This window comes from Anabaena sp. UHCC 0187 (assembly GCF_009712035.1).
Lineage (GTDB): Bacteria > Cyanobacteriota > Cyanobacteriia > Cyanobacteriales > Nostocaceae > Dolichospermum.
Map to the genome: position 1 here is coordinate 108121 of NZ_VILB01000005.1, position 19409 is coordinate 127529.

Sequence of the window (19409 nt, forward strand, 5' to 3'; positions counted from 1 at the left end):
TCAGTTGTTAATTACTTGTTCCCTACTTTATCAGATGCGATTGCATACCAAATTTGGAGAAAAGTCTGTTGATTTAGTTTCCCACGTTCTTGACCAGGAAACAATGGTTCAAATGTTTGATATGTGTCTGCGCGTAAATCCTGAAAAGATTGATAATTACCCAATCTTCCTACTTTAGCAAGTTGATTCCACCGTTGAGAATCTTGTTGACTATAACTACCTATTTTCTTTCTCGCTGTTTCACTTAAATTAGCCTTTTCTATATTATTTAATAACTGATCTGCAACATTATTCCATTGTTCCCGTAAAGCTGCATCTTCCGATTTCTCAGTTAACTTCCGTTTATTTAACTCTGGTTTTCCCGCATAGAAAACTTCATTAACTGTATTCGTAAAAAATACTGAAGAAATTTCTAGCTGTTGAACACGACTAAAAACCTGTTGAATACTGCGGTTATTATTTTTATTACCTCCAGGATTATTAATAGACGGAATTTTAGGAACTTCAATTTGAGGGACTTTAATTGATGTTATCCCCTTAACTGCAAAATTTCCTAAAGCGAACACCCCCGCACCTGTTAACAACATTCCCGTACTAATAATAAAGCTGACAGTAAAAGGCCGCAACCATATTGGCATTGGTATTTTCTGTACAAATAATGTCGTCTTATTGTGGACACCACCACCAAGATTACGAGCGTGTTTTATACCCGGTGCTACTACCTCGGTTTTCAATTTAGTAATATAAGGATGGGGATTATTGTTAGGAGTTTGCATAGTCTGTGGTGTAGATGAAAGAGATGGTAAAGGTAAATCTTTAATAACTTGTTCGGCTTTTTGATAGCGATCGCTCGGTTTATATGCCAACATCTTCTTGAAGACAGCCTCTAATTTGGGACTCACTTTAATTTCCTTACCCCAAAACCAAACGCCGTTATAGCTATCATAAAGTAAATGTGGTTCTTTCCCCGTGATCAATACTAAAGCCGTCACTGCTAGAGAGTAAAAATCACTGCTTTTATATACTTTTCCCTGAATTAATTGTTCCTCTGGTGCATATCCTTTTTTACCTAATAAAGTTCCATTTACAGCCAATTGTGTCCGCCAAAAACCCTGAGAAGCGGGTAACTGTTTGACACCACCAAAATCAATCAATACGGGTAAATTATCACTTTGGCGTAAAATTAAATTATCTGGGGAAATATCGCGGTGAACTATATCTAAAGAATGAATATAAGTTAAAACTGGGAGAATATTGTGCAGTAAATTAATTACTTCCTCCTCACTAAAAGACTTGCCCTGATTTCGACGCTGTTCAAATAATTGATCATAATTATCACCCTCAATATAATCTTGCACTAAAAAGAAAAAATCCTTAGTCCCAATTTTTGCCTGAAAAGAAGCGTGAAAACGCGGAATTTGAGGATGTTGAATTGTTTTGAGGACACTTGCTTCCCGTTCAAACAGTTCCTTAGCTTTTTGTAAATCCTGGGGTTTGACAACTTGGGGGGCAAATTCTTTTAAAACGCAGGTTTTGCGAGATTTTTGCCTATCAATCGCTAAATAACTGCGTCCAAAACCACCTTGTCCCAATATCCGCGCAATTTCATAACGATTATCAATAACTTGTCCCACAGTCAAAGGTAATGCCTCACCGCAATGAGTACAAAAACGATGACTACCACTATTTATGTGTTGTTGACTGCAATATATTTGCATGATATAGGAAGATAAATCGAGAGTTATCAATGACTACAAAAGGAGTGAGATAATTTACGTTCGTGTAGCATCTGGCAGAAAAAATTTTTATGGCAGTTGCCACATTCTAATTGTGCCATCCTCGCTACTACTAGCGAGAATTTTTTGATCTGGACTAATAGCGATCGCTTCCACTGGACTGGTATCACCTCTCATAGTCGAGAGTAGTTCCCCAGTTCGCCAATTCCAGAACTTTATTTTGCCATTAAAATTGCCAGTAATCATCGTTCGTCCATCTGGAGTCAGAATAATTGACTCAATTGAATCCGTATTCTGAGTAAAATCGCGCAATAATTTACCAGTACCTAATTCCCACAGCTTCAGAGTATTAATGGCACTATCTTTAGTCACAAGCTGACCAAAACTACCACTAATTACAACTTTGTTATCCAAACTGATAGCTAAGGCATCAATACCCGGTGGATGTTCCATACTGTGCAAAAGTTTTCCAGTCCGTAAATTCCACAATTTCACTTGTTCTTTCGCCGCACCATTACCGCCACTACCACTGACAAGAGTTTTCCCATCAGCACTGATAGCAAGACGACTAATATAGTCTGAATGTCCTACCAGAGTCCGCAGTCGTGTTCCGGTCTGTAAATTCCAAATCTGGATTTGACGGTCATCACTACCACTGACAAGGGTTTTACTATCAGGACTAATTGCAACTGCTTCCACTGGAAGTGAATGTCCTGCAATTGTTAAAAGTAGTTTTCCCGTAGACAAATTCCAAACCTTGACCGTATGATCAATATCTCCACTGACCAGAATCTGTCCATTTTTTCCACCCATAGCCAGAGACGTAACACCTTCTGATTTTGATGTCAGAGTATTTAGGAGTTTACCAGTCTGTAAGTCCCAGATTTTAATAGTTCCTGACCGACTACCACCGATTAATTTTTTACCATCAGCACTAATAATAATAGCGGGAACTCTTTCCGGTTCTTTGAATGTGAAAATCGGTTGACTAGTTTGGCTTAGATAAGTAGTTGAATGATTAGTAGTAGGAATCAATGAATGGGAGGGAAGCCAAGGAATAGCAACACCCAAAGTGGCCACTGTCAAAATTTTCCAGGAAATTAGATTCATAGGATAATAGTTTACTAAAAAATTGCATTTATAGATAAAATACTGACTAAAGATTAACTAGAGTTTTTCCCCACACAAGCCTTATGAAACCCCAAATACCAACACCAAGGGCAATTCTGGGATTAGAAAATTTTATCTCTACTCCCTTAGCAGAGAAACTAGAACAGCATCTTTACATTGACTCTCAAGAAATAGCTTTGACATTATTTCAAGATGTAGCTGCTAGTGTACCCGCTTACCAGGCATTTTTAGCAGAACGAGGCATAAATCCTAGAGAAATTCAAACATTAGCAGATTTCCAAAACTTACCAAAAGTTAATAAAGAAAATTATATTTCCCGTTATTCTTTGCCCCAATTGTGTAATAATGGAAAAATAGGAGGCTGTGATATAATCGCGGCCTCCTCTGGCTCAACAGGTAAATCCACATTTTGGCCGCGTTTTATCACTGATGAATTACAAATAGCCACCCGTTTTGAGCAAATTTTTCATGATAGTTTTCATGCAGATACTAAAACTACTTTAGCAGTAGTTTGCTTTGCCTTGGGAACGTGGGTAGGGGGAATGTTTACTACTAATTGTTGTCGTCATTTAGCAGCTAAAGGTTATCCCATTACCGTCATTACCCCAGGAAACAATAAAACGGAAATTTTGCGAATTGTCCAAGAATTGGGCGGTAATTTTGAGCAGGTTGTATTATTAGGATATCCACCATTTTTAAAAGATGTGATTGATACGGGAATTGCCAATGGGATGGAATGGGGGCAATATCATATTAAGTTAGTCATGGCAGGAGAAGTATTTAGTGAAGAATGGCGAAATTTAGTGGGAGAAAGAATAGGTTCTGAAAATCCCTGTGATGATTTTGCATCTATGTATGGAACAGCAGACGCGGGAGTTTTAGGGAATGAAACCCCTCTTAGTATTTGTATTCGGCGGTTTTTAGCAGCCACTCCAGAAGCAGCGAAAGCATTATTTGGAGAGTCGCGTTTACCGACTTTAGTCCAATATGATCCTTGTAGTCGGTTTTTTGAAGTTGAAGATGGAAATTTACTATTTTCTGGGAATAATGGCGTTCCTTTAATTAGATATAGCATTCTTGATCAAGGTGGCTTGATTACTTATGCCCAAATGCTAGAATTTTTAGCAGAATGGGGTTTTAATCCGATTACAGAATTACAAAATCATCGCGGAATTCATCAATTACCATTTGTCTATGTTTTCGGACGTTCTAACTTCACAGTTTCCTATTTTGGCGCAAATATTTATCCAGAAAATGTGACAGTGGGATTAGAACAACCAATGATTAGAGAATGGGTAACGGGTAAATTTGTTTTGCAGGTAAAAGAGGATTTAGACAAAAATCGTTTTTTATCTGTGGTGGTAGAGTTAGCACCAGGAATAGATGATCATGAGGAGAAAAGATTATCTATCACTGCTTCTATTCTTACTCAATTATTGCGTCTAAATAGTGAGTTTGCTAATTATGTTCCTTCACAATATCAAACCCCTGTAGTAGAATTAAAATCTACTGGTGATGTTGAATATTTTCCTGGGGGTGTTAAACACAGATATACCCGTAATAATATTAGTCAATTGTGAAAAAATAGGTAAGAATTCAAAATTTAATAAAACTCTTACCTACAATCATGTTATTTGCATACTGATTACAAAGCTTGCCAACCGGTGCCTTTATAACCATAATTAAAGATATCTGGATGCAATATTTCTGCTAAAATCTCCAGAGAATCTACCAACCGCGGACCAGGACGGTTAAAGTAAGCATTACCATCAGTAATAAAGACTCTTCCCGATTGAACTGCATGGAGTTTTTTCCATTCTGGACGTTGAGTTAATACGTCAGCTTCTTGCTGAGTCCGTTGTAAATCAAAGCCACAGGGCATAAAAATAATCACATCTGGGTTACTAGCTACTAATGTTTCCCATTTGAGATGAGTAGTAGCTTTACCCATGACACTAAACAATGGTTGTCCCCCAGCTAGGTTAATTAATTCAGGAACCCAATTTGCAGCGGTCATTAACGGATCAGTCCATTCAAGACAAGCGACTTTAGGCATTTCTGCGAGAGAAAGTCCTTGCAGTCTCCGCTTGCAAATTCTGACACGGGCTTCTAGATTTTCCAGTATTGCTACTGAATCTACTCCAAATGTGTGACTAACCCGTTCAATATCACCCCAAAGATCCTTTAGTGTGTTGGGTTGTAAAGAAATTATTTGCGGTGAACTGTGGGTAAGTTGGGCAACTGCTTTTTCTACTTCTGGTAAACTTACAGAGCAGATATCACATTGATCCTGCGTGATAATGTGGGTAGGGTGCAATTTCTCTAAGACATCAACTTTGATTTTGTAGATACCCAAAGCAGATTGCAATATACTGTCGGCTTCGTTGTGAATAGAATGGCTATTAGCGTCACCATTCAAACGTGCTTGGGTACAAACTGGAAGATTGACGATTTCGGGAGGATAGTCACATTCATGCGATCGCCCGACTATAGCATCAAATAAACCAAGTTTAGCGACTATTTCCGTAGCACTCGGAATTAAAGAGACAATTCTTATATCGTTACTTGTATCAATCATAGTCTCACCCCCTAGGAATAGGAGTTCAGGAGTTAAAATAGAAAATGGTGTTAAGTTCTTTTTAACAGATGTTTCTACCTTTATTTTCACATATTTTTAGAGAGACGGTATCTATCTTGAGGATGTTAGTATTTTTTATTTTTCGCTAAGACGCATAGACAAGGATACACAATTACATTATGCTGGAAATGCAAGCAATAATAGGTGTATCTATGAAAACAAGTCAAGTATTGAAAATAGCCCTAATTCCTATGTTAGCTATATCTACCCTTCTATCTATAGCAAATACAGCAGTAGCTGACTACTTAAGAAGTGAAGGCTATGGTGGTGAATACCGCTATGAGTTATGGTCTAGTGATGACGGTAATAATTATTACTTAAAAATTTGGAATAGAGATGAAAATCCGCAAAAAGATAGTTATGTGACAACGGGAAACTTTGAATCTAGTGCAGAAGCTTTAAATGACTTTGATTGTAACTACGCTCGTAAAAGCTTACCAGAGTGTCCAAACAATAGATAATTAGTTTTAGATCCCCGACTTCTTGAAGAAGTCGGGGATCTGGTGATATCATCTAGTTATTCTGCACCCTCGATTGGGGCAAAACCTTGACGTTGGATGTTTTCTGTGATATGGCGCGGTTCTAGGAATTGCAACAGATAATCTGGTCCTCCTGCTTTTGAACCGACTCCAGAAAGTTTAAACCCACCAAAGGGTTGACGGGAAACTAACGCCCCGGTAATATTCCGGTTAATGTATAAATTCCCCACTTCAAATTCTGCTTGGGCTTGTTCAATGTGGGAAGGTGTGCGGGAATAAAGACCACCAGTTAAAGCGTAGTTTGTGCCATTAGCAACGTCTATTGCTTCTTGAAAATCTTTAACTCGAATTACTGCTAAGACAGGGCCAAATATTTCCTGTTGGGCGATAACTCCGTCTGCGGGTACTTCCGAAAAAATCACCGGACCGATAAAATAACCTTGACTGGGTGCGGGTAATTCTAAGGCGACTTTTGCTTCTTGTTTGCCTTTTTGAATATACTCCAAAATGCGATCGCGCGAAATAGCATCAATCACCGGACCAACTTGGGTACTGGGTAATTCCGTTTCCCCAATATTCAAGGATTTTGTGGCTTCTACCAACCTTTCCACAAAAGCATCATAAATTGGTTCAAGCACAATTACCCGTGAACAAGCAGAACATTTTTGACCACTATAACCAAAAGCAGATTGGACAACGCCGACAACAGCCTGGTCTAAATCAGCACTTTCATCCACAATAATGCCATTCTTCCCACCCATTTCCGCAATTACTTTCTTGAGATGCTTTTGACCGGGTTTGAGAATTGCGGCTTCTGCGTAAATTCTACAACCTACTTCCTGAGAACCAGTAAAAGCAATCACATGAGTATCAGGATGATTAACCAAATAAGCACCGACCTGCGAACCCTTACCGGGAACGTATTGAAAAACACCTTTGGGGATTCCCGCTTCTATTAAGATCTCCGTCAACTTCGCAGTAATCACAGAAGAAGTTTCCGCAGGTTTAAGTAAAGTACAATTTCCCGAAACCAAAGCCGCCACAGTCATACCGCAAGCAATAGCCAAAGGAAAATTCCAGGGAGAAATCACAATAGCGATTCCTTTGGGTTGGTAAATATAACGATTGGTTTCCCCCAAAACATCATAAATTACACCCTTGTCCAGCCGTTCCATTTCGTCAGCGTAATAAAGACAAAAATCAATGGCTTCCGAAACTTCCGCGTCAGCTTCCTTAACAGGTTTCCCCACCTCCAAAACTATCCAAGCGGAAAGTTCAGCGCGTCGTTCCTCCATTAACTCCCCAGCCTTCCGCAAAATATCAGCACGTTGCTTAACCGGAGTTTTCTTCCAAGCCGGAAAAGCAGCTTTAGCAAATTTCATTGCTTCCTCGGCTTGTTCAATGCTGAGTAAGCCAATTTTACCAACAACCTGACTAAAATTAGAAGGATTAAGAGAATCAACAAAAGTTGAAGTATTCACATATTCCCCATTCAGCAAAGGTAAATAGGTTTTTCCTAACTGTTGACGGACATTTTCAAGGGCTAAAGTTGATTTTTTCCTTTTCTCTTCTTCTGCAAAATCCGTATCCGCAACACCAACAAAACCTCCTTCCTCCTCTCCGTGCCTCTGCGCCTCTGCGTGAGATAAAATAGGAGGTGCTAACAACTCCTCAACCGGACGATTTTCCAGATTTTGCCGTAAAAACGAACTATTCGCCGTATTTTCCAACAATCGCCGAATTAAATAAGCCATTCCCGGTAATAAGTCACCGTAGGGACAATAAACCCGCACCCGATAACCTCTATCTACCAAAGCCTTAGCTATTTTATCACCCATGCCGTACAGAACTTGCATTTCAAAGCGACGACGGGGAACTTGAAGACTTTCCGCAATTGCTATGGCGCGAGACTGCGATCGCACGTTATGACTACCTATGGCAGAATAGACATACTCATGATTTTCCAGCAATATCTGCGTAATGGCTTCAAAATTGGCATCGGTGGCGACTTTATCATTATAAACCGGTTGCGGCCAATGCTTTTGGGCAGCTTTGATGGTTTCTTGATCCCAATACGCACCTTTAACTAAACGAATGGTGAGAGGATAACCGCGCTGTTTTAACCAAGCAATGATATCTCTAGCGTCTTGTTCACTGTCACGCAGATATGCTTGTATTGTCATCCCGATATCAGTACGTTGACGAAATTCCTCTTCCAGTAACAGCTTTTTGAGAATGGTGAAAGTAATATCTTTATAGGCGTATTGCTCCATATCAAAATGGACTGCTGCACCCAATTCTTGAGCGCGACGGAGTAAAGTCCGAATATGATTGCTTACTCTTGCTTCACTACCTTCAGCATCTAAAGGATCAAATTGGGAATAAAACGCCGTTAATTTCACAGAAACTTGCACTTTCGGGATATTTTCGCCGTCAGCTTCATCAATAGCGGGAATTTTCGCCCAATTTTTTGATGCTTCCACCAATTGCTGCATCAATTCCAAGTATCTTTCTAAGTAAGATTGTGCTTCTGTTTCCGTAATTACCGCTTCACCGAGTAAATCAATGGTGAAAGCCATTTTATCCTTTCGCAGTCTCTCAACGGTTTTGATGACTTGCTTGATATTTTCGCCAGAAATATACTTATGTGCTAAAGTTTCCACAGCAGTTCCCACAGTTGTCGCTGCTACCTGTGCGGGCATAGAATCAGGGTTAGCAAAGTTTAAAATTGCTTTTAAAGCTGTGGGTAATTCTACGGACTCATCTCCCAAATATTCTTGCATATGGGAGGCGATTTCTGATTTACTATGTAAAGCGGGCAAAGTATCAATGAACCGAAATAATTGTACCCGTAAACCCGGATTACTCATAGCCCAGTCGAGTAGTTTATCATCCCAGCGCATTTGGTCCCGTAAAGCCGAGAAAAATGAGCGATTTTCTCCAGTAGCAGCGAGAACCTGTTTAGCAATTTCTTGGGTTTTCGCTTCGTATGCGCTGTTTTCTAGTTGTAATACCATAAGTTTGTTAGTAGTTAGTTGTCAGTTGTCAGTTGTCAGTTGTCAGTTGTTTCCAAGCGACATTTTTCTGGAATAATGTTGAACAATTATGTAAAAATGAATTACGGTGTTATTTCTAACTTATTGAACACCATTTTGTAAACTTTCCTAGTAGTTTTAAATGTTGTTGTGTTGAATATCTGGAAAAACTGGGCTTTAGTATCTTTGGGGTTAGGTATAATTTGTTTGGGAGGTTGTACAAAAAAGCCGACAAATGCACAATTAGAAGTATGGCGGAAAGAAGCAAGCGATGGCAATGCGGAAATTCTAGCAGATAAAGCCAAAAAAAACCCGCAGCGTCAGTGGAATTTAGTTATTCAGGGTGAGACAGCAAATGGTAAATCAGAAACTTTAAATTGGCCGGAGTTGCTTAAATTAGCTACAACCAATATCCGTACTATTGATGCAAATAACATTGTTAACCCCAATCAAGAATTTAAATTTCAAGGAATATCTATATCTACACTGCTAAAAAACTTTGGTATTCAACCAGGAGTAACAGAAATAACTTTTGTCTGCTACGACGCTTATCAAGTGACAGTAAAAATACAAGACTTACTCACATACCCAATTATTTTAGCATTGGCTAAAGATAACAAACCAATTCAACGTGACCAAGGTGGTCCGATTTATTTAATCTTTCCCTATACTAAATATCCGCAAATTAGACAAAAGTATAATGAATCAATCTGGGCTTTTTATGTAACTCATGTTATATTTGGTACAGAAAAAGCATTGGTGCGCGTGGGTAATCGTCAACTCAATTTAGCCGATTTTGATAAATTACCACAAGTTACCCTCAACCAAAGTGTTGGTTATCGCGTTTGGTGGCCTAGTAGCAAAGTTAAATTACATGGTGTGAGGATACGGGATGTCCTTGCTTTGTCGAGTATAAAACCTCAAGCTTCTATAGTTGTGAGTGGGAAACCAGAAATTTACCGGAAAAGTTCTAAAGCCATAAAGTTAGCATCTACAGAGATAAACAAATGTAATATCATTTTAGCAACTAGATGGGGTGAAGATAAACAGCCGATTTTAGCAAAAATGGGTGGTCCTGTGACTCTAGCTTTTGGTGATGATTGTCCAAGCAAAATTAAAAATCAACCCTGGGTAACTTTCGTGGAAGAGTTAACTCCACAATTATGAAAATATTTACTTTTCGTTCTATTCATACCCAAATCATGACTTCTACCACCTTACTGATTCTGGGTTTGATTGGTGCGATAGTTGCGGTTTGGGTAAACAGTGAAAATACTCTTTACCGTCAAGAAAAGTTAAATGATGCTAAAAGTATTGCTAACATTCTCAGTTATACATATTCTAACGAATTATCTGAAGAAAATTGGAGTCAAATTCGCTTAAATATAGGTTTAACCTTACGAGAAAATGAAGATTTTATCTATCTTTTTGTTTCTGATATTAGTCAAGATGATCAAATTGCGGCTGCTTTCCCTGACGAATTTCAAAATCAGTACATACCTAATCTTGTCCCTTTAAGTGTTACTAAAACTGCCTTAAAATCCTCTAAAAATACTCGCGTATCCGAAACATTTCTGCTGACAGATATTTATTTTGCAAATCAGTTGCGGGCTAAACGTGGTGAACAAATAATTGAAGTAGCTTCAGATATTCGTACACCAACTGGTAATAAAAAACTAGGCGTTTTACGCATTGGTTTATCTTTAAAAAAAGTAGATCGGGCTGTTACTAATGCAGTCAATCAGGCTTTGATGGTCGGTTCTGCGGGACTGGTTGTAGGTTGGTTGTGTGCCTATATCCTCGCCCGACATTTAAGTGATCCTGTGCGGCGTTTACAGTCCAGTGTCGCCCAAATTGCTGGGGGTGATTTACAACATCGTGCAGATATTAATAATCGCACAGATGAAATTGGTGCCTTGGCAAATTCCTTTAATGAAATGTCGGCAACATTACAGGTATCCTTTAGCAAATTGCAAAAAACCTTAGACTCCTTTGAAAAGTTTGTACCAGATAAATTTGTTTCTGTCATTGCCCCCGCAGGAATAGAAAATGTCCAAGTCGGGATAGCTTCAACACGAAAAATGACAATTTTATTCTGTGATATTCGCGGTTATACTTCTATGTCTGAAGCCATGCAGCCTATGGAAATATTTACCTTTTTGAATGACTATTTAGCCTGTATGGGAAAAGCCATAGATGATGCCGGGGGATTTATTGATAAATATATCGGTGATGCTATCATGGCTTTATTTGATGACGATTCCACAGACTGTGCTATCAAAGCAGCTATTTTAATGGTTCAGGCTTTAGATAAGTTTAATTATGAACGATTGCAAAAAGGATTACCAGTCATTGCTACAGGAATTGGCATTCATAGGGGTACAGTAGTTATGGGTACTGTTGGTTTTACCTCCCGCATTGATTCTACAGTTATTGGTGATGCTGTCAATGTTGCTTCTCGAATTGAAGGATTAACAAAGCAATATAATTGCAACATTTTAGTTACAGAATCAGTAGTTAATAGCTTATTTAATCCTGAATTATTTTCTTTAAGACTTGTAGATGAATCAGTTAAAGTTAAAGGTAAAGATCAAGCTATTTCTATTTATGAAGTTCTAATTTAGTAGGAGTCAGGAGTCAGGAGTCAGGAGTCAGGAGTCAGGAGTCAGAAGGAAGAAGGAAGAAGGAAGAAGGAAGAAAATAACCATTACCTGTTCCCTGCTATATATGACAATTAATAATTCTCTTTAATAAATCCAAAAATCTACCCTCCACACCATCCATTAAAAACCAACCATATCTTCCCCACCACGAATCAAACCAAAAAATTCCGCCAGGAAGATGTGCTATGGGGGCGCTAAGATCAAAGGTTAAATCATCATAATACATCCATTTTTTATCCTGTTTCCAACCAACAATATCGCCAAATTTATCCCAAATTAAAGCTTCAGGAGTACCTGTATTGACTAAATCTTGATACATACGATTTTGCACAGAAAAGCCAAAATGTCCATTACTATACTTTAACCATAATTTATCAATAGTCCGAATATCTTCGCAGGGAAAATTTTCAATATCCTTCTCACTCAAGCAACCATCATTTTCCTTTTTAACAACTGCTAACATCACTCTTGTTGTCTCTACATCAGCTTCTTGCCATTTTCCATCTTTGAGTAAATCTTGCAATTTTGTGTAATTCATTCCCACTGCGGATACTTTTTCATCAATCTGAGAAGGAGTATCCACTATACCTAATAAATCTCTAAATTGATGTACTGACTGGGGACGCTTTTGGAAGTCCAATGTCATTCCTTCGAGAATAGCGTCATTTACCCTATTACTAATATGAGGATTAAATTGTTTTGGTGGTGGTAAAAGTGGATTATTTTTTCTATATTCAGCCGGAATTGGGACTTGTTTAGTTAATAAAGTATATAGAGTCGCAGCTAAAGCATAAACATCTGTATACTTACCAAAATTCCCCCTTTTTTTATATTGTTCCAGAGGTGCATAACCGTCGGTTCTTTCATTAGTCATATTTCGGACTTGTCCGATACTATATTCTCTTGCCAAACCAAAATCTATTAATACTGCTTCTGCTTTTCCTCGGCGTAAAATAATATTACTCGGCTTAATATCTCGATGTAAAAATCCTTGGTGGTGGACATACTCTAAAGCTTGGCCAATTTGGTTAATATAACATAGTGCTTCATGTTCTGATAACTTCTCATGTTCATCAAGATAGGTTGCTAAATCTTGACCATTAATATATTCCATTACCATGCCCCAAAGTCCATCTTCTTCTATCACTTCATAAACTTTAACAATATGAGGGTGAGAACATTTAGCTAATCGTAAGGCTTCATTCACAAATTTAACTTGTTGCTGCTGAAAATCTCCTTTACCTTGTTGAATATGGTTAAGAGTTTTAATAACAAATATTTTATCTGTGGATAATTCTTTAACACTATAGGTAACACCAAAGCCACCACTACCCAATATATTTTGGATAATAAATCTATCATTATTCAGATATTGATGAGGCTGCCAAAGTTTCATTGATTTATTATTTTAAAATAAATGAAGAAGAGATTTTTTAGTTAGAAGTGCCTAAAAACTAAATATTAAGTCTGTGTTACCTCTGAATTTTGGTATATATGTCATATATTACACTGTATACGTTGATCTGTCAGACTTTAAGCAAAAATGATAGTACCTATGACTCCAGAAAAACTGATGTCTGTTTTATTTTTGCATTGGCAAAGCACATTTCAACCCTTTAGTGTAGATAAATTAGCAGTTAATAAATATTTTAATGTTTTGATTGCAGCATATTCTAGTCAAAATCGCTACTACCACACCTTAAAGCATATTTTTCACGTTATCAGTACCATTGATATTTTACAAGTTTATGCCCAAGACTTAGCTTCTGTAAAACTTGCAGGTTGGTTTCATGATGTCATTTATAACACTCATTCTCAAGATAATGAAGAAAGAAGCGCCGATTATGCTACCACAATTTTAGCAAAATTAGCAATTCCAACTCATACTATTAATATAGTACATCAGTTAATTTTAAATACTAAATATCATCAAGGTGAAGACTTAAATAGCCAAGTTTTACTTGATGCAGATTTAGCAATTTTAGCAGCAGAACCAATTGAATATCAAGAATATTCTCAAGCCATTCGTCAAGAATATGCTTGGGTATCAGAATTAGAATATATCACAGGACGAAAACAAGTTTTAGAAAGATTTTTGCAGCGAGAACGTATTTATTTTACACCTTTAATGTTTGATAATTGTGAACAATCTGCCCGTGATAATTTACAAACAGAAATTAATTATCTTCTTAACGAGAATAACCGAATATTACAGCACCCCAACCAATAATACCACCACCTAAAATTAAAAGTGCGGCATTAATACGGTAGCGAATTACTAAAATTGCGGAAATCACAGCAATTCCTAAACCTAAAAAATCTAGATAATGGGTTTTTGGTAATATTAAAGTAGCCATTCCTAATTGGATTGTAGTTAAAACCATTAACGCTACAGCACTAACATTTACAGCATCTAAAAAAGGTCTTGTCCAAGATGAATTACGAATCCGATTCATTAAAGGATTTAAAGCAGCTACAAATAAAAATGAAGGCATAAAAATTCCCACAGTTGCGACAATTGCCCCAGGAAATCCAGCAATTATATACCCGATAAATGTAGCCGTAGAAAGTACAGGGCCAGGAGTAAATTGCCCAATAGCAATAGCATCTAATAATTGCTGTTGTGTTAACCAACCATATTCTTCTACTAATCCTCCTTGCAAAAATGCTATTAATAAATAACCACCACCAAATAGCACACTACCAACTTTGAGAAAAAATAAACCCAATTGCCATAAAGGTACAGATAGATGATTATTTATAGTTGTATTTACAGTTGCTATAGTTTGCCAAAATGTCCCTGTAGTTAAACCAATCATCATTAAATTAGTTAGATTACCACTGCGTAACCAAACCATTCCTAATATTCCTCCTAGTAATAAAGCGACAACTTCATTAAGTTTAGTAAATTCAGTTATTAACCCCACAGCCACAGCAATTATGAGTAATTGTCGAGTTTTTATGGCTTTTTTCCCTAACCCCCGAATAGCATTCATGATAATTGCTAAAACCACAGGTTTAATTCCATAAAGTAACGGTGCAACCTGGGGTAAAGTCCCATAATTGACATATAACCAAGCCAATAAACCTGTAATTAAAACCGCAGGGAAAATAAAACAAACTCCGGCAACAATTAACCCTAACCACCCTGCATAAATATATCCGATATGAATAGCCATTTCCGTGGAATTGGGCCCAGGAATTAAGTTAGTTACCCCTAATAAATCTAGAAAATGTGCTTGTGTCAACCATTGACGACGTTTAACTACTTCATCTTCAAGCATGGCAATGTGGGCAACTGGGCCACCAAAACCAATAATACCTAATTTGAGAAACAGTTGGGCAACTTCGGTTAACCGGTTTAATGATAAATTACTCATAGGGGTTTAACATTTAAAGCTATATCTGGATAATCACTAAATACGCCATTTACCCCTAAATTAAAAAATATTTCATATTCTTTTTGCGGATTTCCTTGCAAGTCTAAAGGTAAGAAAAAATCTTCATTTCTAAAAGTCCAAGCGTGAACTTGTAAATTAGCTCCATGAGCATCTATAATTAAAGATGTTGGTGATAATAATTTACCATTGATATCTCTAGGAATCAATAAGTTTTTATGTACACCGATTGCTTGGGCATATTCGGCAATTTCTCTTAACCCTGTTTGACTTAATAAATCTGTATAAATGCGAGGATCATTATTAATCACAAAATCATAGGGTTTGCCAAGATCATTAATGAGTTGTACCAACGGTAAATCTGTTTTCTGAGATAATTCTTTCAGGTTACTAACTTCAAAAGATTGAATAAATACAGGTAAATTAATCTCCTGTAAATTCCATAATAAAGTGTCTTCTAATGGTAAACCGATGAATTTAAAATAACTGGGATGTTTTGTTTCTGGATAAATGCCAATATTGCGCCCAATTGATTGACTTTTCTGCTGTGCTAAATCAATGATTTCTTGAAAAGTGGGAATAGTAAATATTCCGTTATAAGCTGTATTTTGGGGACGCAGTTGGGGAATCCGTTCTTGTGCTGTTAATGTTTTGATTTCTGTTATGGTAAAATCTTCTGTAAACCACCCTGTTTTAATTTCACCATCAATGATTTTCGTAGTTTTTAAATGAGCAAATTCGGGATGATTAGCAATATCCGTAGTTTCTGATATTTCATTTTCATGACGCGCAATCAAAATACCATCTTTAGTAATCACTAAATCGGGTTCAATATAATCAGCACCCAAATCAATTGCTAACTCATAACTGGCTAAAGTATGTTCAGGACGGTAGCCGCTTGCACCGCGATGAGCGATAATAACAAGGGGTTTATCTATGAAAGTTTGAGTCATGACTCTTATCTATAATTAAAATTCCACTGTTATTATTTTTTCGTTATGAAACTTATGATGTCAACTCAATCCGAAATAAAACGTATAGAAGAATTAAGACGATTATTGCAACAAGCCAGCTACGCTTATTATGTGCTAGATGCGCCAATAATGGAGGATACGGTTTATGATCGGTTTTATCGAGAGTTGCAAGAATTAGAAACGAAGTATCCAGAATTAATTACGACCGATAGTCCGACTCAGCGCGTTGGTGAAAGACCTGCAACCCATTTTACCTCAGTCCGTCATAATATCCCCCTGTACAGCCTGGAAAATGCGTTTAATATTGAAGAATTGCAAAATTGGGATCAACGTTGGCGGCGACACTCACCAACTCAGTATGATACCGGAGAAATAGAATATGTATCTGAGTTAAAAATTGATGGTGCTGCTTTAGCATTAACTTATGAAAATGGAATTCTAGTCAGGGGGACAACGAGGGGAGATGGGGTAATGGGTGAAGAGATTACCCAAAATGTGAGAACTATTCGCTCAATTCCCCTACGTTTGAATTTTGACGGCTTAGAAAATATTGCTAAAGTGGAAGTACGGGGAGAGGTGTTTCTACCTTTACAGGTGTTTAAAGAAATTAATCAGAAAAGACAAAAAGCTGGTGAACAGTTATTTGCCAACCCGCGCAATGCTGTGGCTGGTACGCTTAGACAATTGGATTCGCGGATTGTCGCACAGCGGCAGTTAGATTTCTTTGCCTATACTGTGCATATTACCGGGTTGGATGATTCCAGTATTGCCAATACCCAATGGGAAGCATTGGAATTACTGCAAAGACTGGGTTTTCGTGTTGATACCAACCATAAACTCTGCCATTCTATTGCTGAAGTAGCCGAATATTACCAATATTGGGATACAGAACGGCTGAATTCTCCCTATATGACAGATGGTGTTGTCGTCAAATTAAATACTTTTAGACTCCAAGAACAATTGGGGTTTACACAGAAGTTTCCTCGCTGGGCAATAGCATTAAAATATCCAGCGGAAGAAGCCCCAACCCGTGTAGAAAAAATTACAGTTAACGTCGGCAGAACCGGGGCATTAACTCCTTTGGCGGAAATGTTACCCGTACAATTAGCAGGAACAACAGTTTCCCGTGCTACCTTACATAATAGCGATCGCATTGAACAATTAGACATCCGTATTGGCGACACCGTGATTGTTCGTAAAGCCGGGGAAATCATTCCCGAAGTAGTTCGGGTAATTAAAGAACTCCGTCCCGCTGATACCCAACCTTTTATCATGCCTTCCCATTGTCCCGTCTGTGGACAACTGGTAGTCCGAGAAACTGGAGAAGCTGTTACTAGATGTGTAAATGCCTCCTGTGCGGCTATTCTCAAAGGTGAAATCGAACATTGGGTAAGTCGTGACGCGTTAGATATTAAAGGTGTGGGGGAAAAGCTGGTATATCAATTAGTAGATAAGGGCTTAGTCCATTCCGTGGCAGATTTATATGATTTAACACCGGAAAACTTATGTACATTAGAGCGCATGGGACAAAAATCAGCGGAAAAATTGATCAATGCGATCGCTCAATCGAAAACGCAACCTTGGGCTAGGGTATTATATGGTTTAGGCATCCGTCATGTTGGCAGCGTCAACGCCCAATTATTAACAGAGAAGTTCACCACCGTCGAAGAATTAACAGCCGCCAGACAATCAGATATTGCAGGCGTTTATGGTATCGGTGCAGAAATCGCCCAATCAGTCTATCAATGGTTTCGCACCCCAGCGAATCAAACCTTAATTTCCCGTATCCAGGCTATTGGTTTAGAATTAGCAAACAGCACAGAAGCCCAAGCTGTGGGCGAAATTAATCAAAAATTTGCTGGTAAAACCTTTGTCGTTACTGGCACATTACCAACCTTGAAACGGGATGAAGCCAAAGCCTTAATTCAAAAATCAGGCGGTAAAATAACTGAGTCAGTGAGTAAAAAAACAGACTTTTTGGTTGTAGGTGTAGATGCCGGTTCTAAATTAGAGAAAGCGCAGAAGTTGGAAATTAGCCAATTGACTGAGGCACAATTATTGACAATGCTGGCAGAATAGTTATAAACCGACATCAATTGTTAAATGCTGTTACAGTCTTAATTGTGAAGATAAATGAACAAAACTCTTCACAGTTTAAACACTTTTACTAAGAACAAACCATGAATTCCCTAATTAATAAAACAGTTGGTATCGCCATAGCTGCAACTACTCTTTTCGTCAGCGTTCCCACCTTTGCCGGAACTAAGCCTGCGGCGAAACCTGCGACACCTCATACTCAGACACATACTGTAGGGACAATTGTTGAAGTTGCCAGCGCCAACCCATCTTTTAAAACCTTAGTAGCAGCTATCAAAGCAGCAGGTTTAGTGGAAACATTATCTGGTCAAGGACCATTTACCGTATTTGCACCCACAAATGAGGCTTTTGCGGCTTTACCAAAAGGAACTTTGGAAAAACTCCTCAAACCAGAAAACAAAGCAACCTTAGTGAAAATCTTGACCTATCATGTAGTTCCTGGCACAGTTTACGCCAAAGATATCAAGGCTGGTGAAGTCAAAACCGTTGAAGGTGCTGCTGTGAAGATTCAAGTTAAGAAAGGCAAAGTTACTATAGGTAACGCTAAAGTCACTAAAGCGGATGTCAAAGCTAGTAATGGTGTAATTCATGTAATTAATAAAGTCCTGCTTCCTCCTAATGTGAAGTTGTAGCATTTTTTCTCTTGATGCAGATTCCCTCATTCTTCAAGAATCTGGGAATCTTTTTGTTGATCAAAAATTCATCAAAAAATTAGTCAATAGCCAATTAAAAATAAAGCTTAATTACGGGTATTATATGTTTGAGACACTTCTTATGTTAGTAGTGTAAACATCCACTTTTTGATTTCTGGAGCTATTCAATGTCAATTTATGTCGGTAATTTGTCCTATCAGGTTACAGAAGAAGACCTAAAACAGGCTTTTTCAGAATACGGGACAGTTAAGCGTGTGCAGTTACCTACAGACCGAGAAACTGGTCGTGTTAGGGGTTTTGCCTTTGTGGAAATGGAAACAGAAGCGGACGAAGCCAAAGCAATTGAGGCTCTTGACGGTGCTGAATGGATGGGACGTAACTTAAAAGTTAACAAAGCTAAACCCAAAGAGGATCGTGGTGGTGACCGAGGTGGTTATGGTGGTGGTGGACGCAACCGTTACTAAATTTTACCATTAAGACTCTAAGTATTATATGTTCAGGACAGAGATTTCCTCTGTCTTTTTTAATGCCTGTATTAATCGCCGTAGCTCGTGATGTTATGCTATGCGCCAAATTTTTCAGAAACTTAATATTACCCGGACTAA

The 19409-nt window shown here is 38.0% G+C and carries 15 protein-coding genes; 8 read left to right on the forward strand and 7 right to left on the reverse strand.

The features are described 5' to 3' along the window. Positions 1 to 11 precede the first annotated feature (11 nt). Positions 12 to 1718 carry a serine/threonine-protein kinase gene (locus FJR11_RS05160; RefSeq protein ID WP_168502646.1) on the reverse strand — a complete coding sequence of 569 codons (1707 nt, stop codon included), beginning with the start codon at positions 1716 to 1718 and terminating at the stop codon, positions 12 to 14. 87 nt (positions 1719 to 1805) lie between these two features. Next, positions 1806 to 2846 carry a WD40 repeat domain-containing protein gene (locus FJR11_RS05165; protein WP_168502647.1) on the reverse strand — a complete coding sequence of 347 codons (1041 nt, stop codon included), beginning with the start codon at positions 2844 to 2846 and terminating at the stop codon, positions 1806 to 1808. 83 nt (positions 2847 to 2929) lie between these two features. Between FJR11_RS05165 and FJR11_RS05170 the strand changes: the two genes are divergently transcribed. Further along, a complete protein-coding gene (locus tag FJR11_RS05170; RefSeq protein ID WP_168502648.1) occupies positions 2930 to 4447 on the forward strand; it encodes a phenylacetate--CoA ligase family protein in 1518 nt (505 codons plus the stop codon). A gap of 65 nt (positions 4448 to 4512) precedes the next feature. Here the strand turns inward: FJR11_RS05170 and FJR11_RS05175 are convergent, their stop codons facing one another. Then, positions 4513 to 5445, reverse strand: a complete 933-nt coding sequence (locus FJR11_RS05175) for a cobalamin-binding protein (RefSeq protein WP_168502649.1) — start codon at positions 5443 to 5445, stop codon at positions 4513 to 4515. 212 nt (positions 5446 to 5657) lie between these two features. On the opposite strand from FJR11_RS05175, the gene FJR11_RS05180 reads away from it, so the two are divergent. Next, positions 5658 to 5966: a hypothetical protein gene (locus tag FJR11_RS05180; protein WP_168502650.1), complete on the forward strand. Its 309-nt coding sequence runs from the start codon at positions 5658 to 5660 to the stop codon at positions 5964 to 5966. Between the two features lie 56 nt (positions 5967 to 6022). Here the strand turns inward: FJR11_RS05180 and pruA are convergent, their stop codons facing one another. Continuing rightward, positions 6023 to 9001 carry an L-glutamate gamma-semialdehyde dehydrogenase gene (gene pruA / locus FJR11_RS05185; protein WP_168502651.1) on the reverse strand — a complete coding sequence of 993 codons (2979 nt, stop codon included), beginning with the start codon at positions 8999 to 9001 and terminating at the stop codon, positions 6023 to 6025. Between the two features lie 168 nt (positions 9002 to 9169). On the opposite strand from pruA, the gene FJR11_RS05190 reads away from it, so the two are divergent. Next, positions 9170 to 10186 carry a molybdopterin-dependent oxidoreductase gene (locus tag FJR11_RS05190; RefSeq protein ID WP_168502652.1) on the forward strand — a complete coding sequence of 339 codons (1017 nt, stop codon included), beginning with the start codon at positions 9170 to 9172 and terminating at the stop codon, positions 10184 to 10186. Further along, the gene (locus tag FJR11_RS05195; protein WP_168502653.1) at positions 10183 to 11643 is read left to right on the forward strand and encodes an adenylate/guanylate cyclase domain-containing protein; all 1461 of its coding nucleotides are present in this window, start codon (positions 10183 to 10185) and stop codon (positions 11641 to 11643) included. The genes FJR11_RS05190 and FJR11_RS05195 overlap by 4 nt, the downstream gene beginning before the upstream one ends. A 97-nt stretch (positions 11644 to 11740) precedes the next feature. Here the strand turns inward: FJR11_RS05195 and FJR11_RS05200 are convergent, their stop codons facing one another. Then, a complete protein-coding gene (locus FJR11_RS05200; RefSeq protein ID WP_168502654.1) occupies positions 11741 to 13078 on the reverse strand; it encodes a serine/threonine-protein kinase in 1338 nt (445 codons plus the stop codon). A gap of 147 nt (positions 13079 to 13225) precedes the next feature. Between FJR11_RS05200 and FJR11_RS05205 the strand changes: the two genes are divergently transcribed. Further along, complete coding sequence (locus FJR11_RS05205; RefSeq protein ID WP_254444684.1) at positions 13226 to 13912, forward strand: hypothetical protein; 687 nt, start codon at positions 13226 to 13228, stop codon at positions 13910 to 13912. On the opposite strand, the gene chrA is transcribed toward FJR11_RS05205, so the two are convergent. Both chrA and FJR11_RS05215 read right to left on the reverse strand, forming a co-directional pair. After that, positions 13872 to 15062 carry a chromate efflux transporter gene (chrA, locus tag FJR11_RS05210; RefSeq protein ID WP_168502655.1) on the reverse strand — a complete coding sequence of 397 codons (1191 nt, stop codon included), beginning with the start codon at positions 15060 to 15062 and terminating at the stop codon, positions 13872 to 13874. The two genes, FJR11_RS05205 and chrA, sit on opposite strands and share 41 nt — an antisense overlap. Continuing rightward, complete coding sequence (locus FJR11_RS05215) at positions 15059 to 16033, reverse strand: glycerophosphodiester phosphodiesterase (protein ID WP_168502656.1); 975 nt, start codon at positions 16031 to 16033, stop codon at positions 15059 to 15061. Before FJR11_RS05215 ends, chrA begins: the two co-directional genes overlap by 4 nt. Positions 16034 to 16087: 54 nt before the next feature. On the opposite strand from FJR11_RS05215, the gene ligA reads away from it, so the two are divergent. The 3 genes from ligA to FJR11_RS05230 all read left to right on the forward strand — a co-directional run bounded on the left by ligA (position 16088) and on the right by FJR11_RS05230 (position 19268). After that, positions 16088 to 18133 (forward strand): NAD-dependent DNA ligase LigA, encoded by a 2046-nt coding sequence (ligA, locus tag FJR11_RS05220; RefSeq protein WP_168502739.1) that lies wholly within the window; start codon positions 16088 to 16090, stop codon positions 18131 to 18133. Between the two features lie 101 nt (positions 18134 to 18234). Further along, complete coding sequence (locus FJR11_RS05225) at positions 18235 to 18783, forward strand: fasciclin domain-containing protein (RefSeq protein WP_168502657.1); 549 nt, start codon at positions 18235 to 18237, stop codon at positions 18781 to 18783. A gap of 188 nt (positions 18784 to 18971) precedes the next feature. Further along, on the forward strand, positions 18972 to 19268 hold the full coding sequence (locus FJR11_RS05230) for an RNA-binding protein (RefSeq protein ID WP_168502658.1): 297 nt from the start codon (positions 18972 to 18974) through the stop codon (positions 19266 to 19268). Positions 19269 to 19409: the final 141 nt, after the last annotated feature.

What these genes read in the sequence shown, in the direction of transcription:
- FJR11_RS05160 (WP_168502646.1), bottom strand. Translation starts at nt 1,718, where the DNA reads ATGCAAATATATTGCAGTCAACAACACATAAATAGTGGTAGTCATCGT.
- FJR11_RS05165 (WP_168502647.1), bottom strand. Translation starts at nt 2,846, where the DNA reads ATGAATCTAATTTCCTGGAAAATTTTGACAGTGGCCACTTTGGGTGTT.
- FJR11_RS05170 (WP_168502648.1), top strand. Translation starts at nt 2,930, where the DNA reads ATGAAACCCCAAATACCAACACCAAGGGCAATTCTGGGATTAGAAAAT.
- FJR11_RS05175 (WP_168502649.1), bottom strand. Translation starts at nt 5,445, where the DNA reads ATGATTGATACAAGTAACGATATAAGAATTGTCTCTTTAATTCCGAGT.
- FJR11_RS05180 (WP_168502650.1), top strand. Translation starts at nt 5,658, where the DNA reads ATGAAAACAAGTCAAGTATTGAAAATAGCCCTAATTCCTATGTTAGCT.
- pruA (WP_168502651.1), bottom strand. Translation starts at nt 9,001, where the DNA reads ATGGTATTACAACTAGAAAACAGCGCATACGAAGCGAAAACCCAAGAA.
- FJR11_RS05195 (WP_168502653.1), top strand. Translation starts at nt 10,183, where the DNA reads ATGAAAATATTTACTTTTCGTTCTATTCATACCCAAATCATGACTTCT.
- FJR11_RS05200 (WP_168502654.1), bottom strand. Translation starts at nt 13,078, where the DNA reads ATGAAACTTTGGCAGCCTCATCAATATCTGAATAATGATAGATTTATT.
- FJR11_RS05205 (WP_254444684.1), top strand. Translation starts at nt 13,226, where the DNA reads ATGATAGTACCTATGACTCCAGAAAAACTGATGTCTGTTTTATTTTTG.
- chrA (WP_168502655.1), bottom strand. Translation starts at nt 15,062, where the DNA reads ATGAGTAATTTATCATTAAACCGGTTAACCGAAGTTGCCCAACTGTTT.
- FJR11_RS05215 (WP_168502656.1), bottom strand. Translation starts at nt 16,033, where the DNA reads ATGACTCAAACTTTCATAGATAAACCCCTTGTTATTATCGCTCATCGC.
- ligA (WP_168502739.1), top strand. Translation starts at nt 16,088, where the DNA reads ATGATGTCAACTCAATCCGAAATAAAACGTATAGAAGAATTAAGACGA.
- FJR11_RS05225 (WP_168502657.1), top strand. Translation starts at nt 18,235, where the DNA reads ATGAATTCCCTAATTAATAAAACAGTTGGTATCGCCATAGCTGCAACT.
- FJR11_RS05230 (WP_168502658.1), top strand. Translation starts at nt 18,972, where the DNA reads ATGTCAATTTATGTCGGTAATTTGTCCTATCAGGTTACAGAAGAAGAC.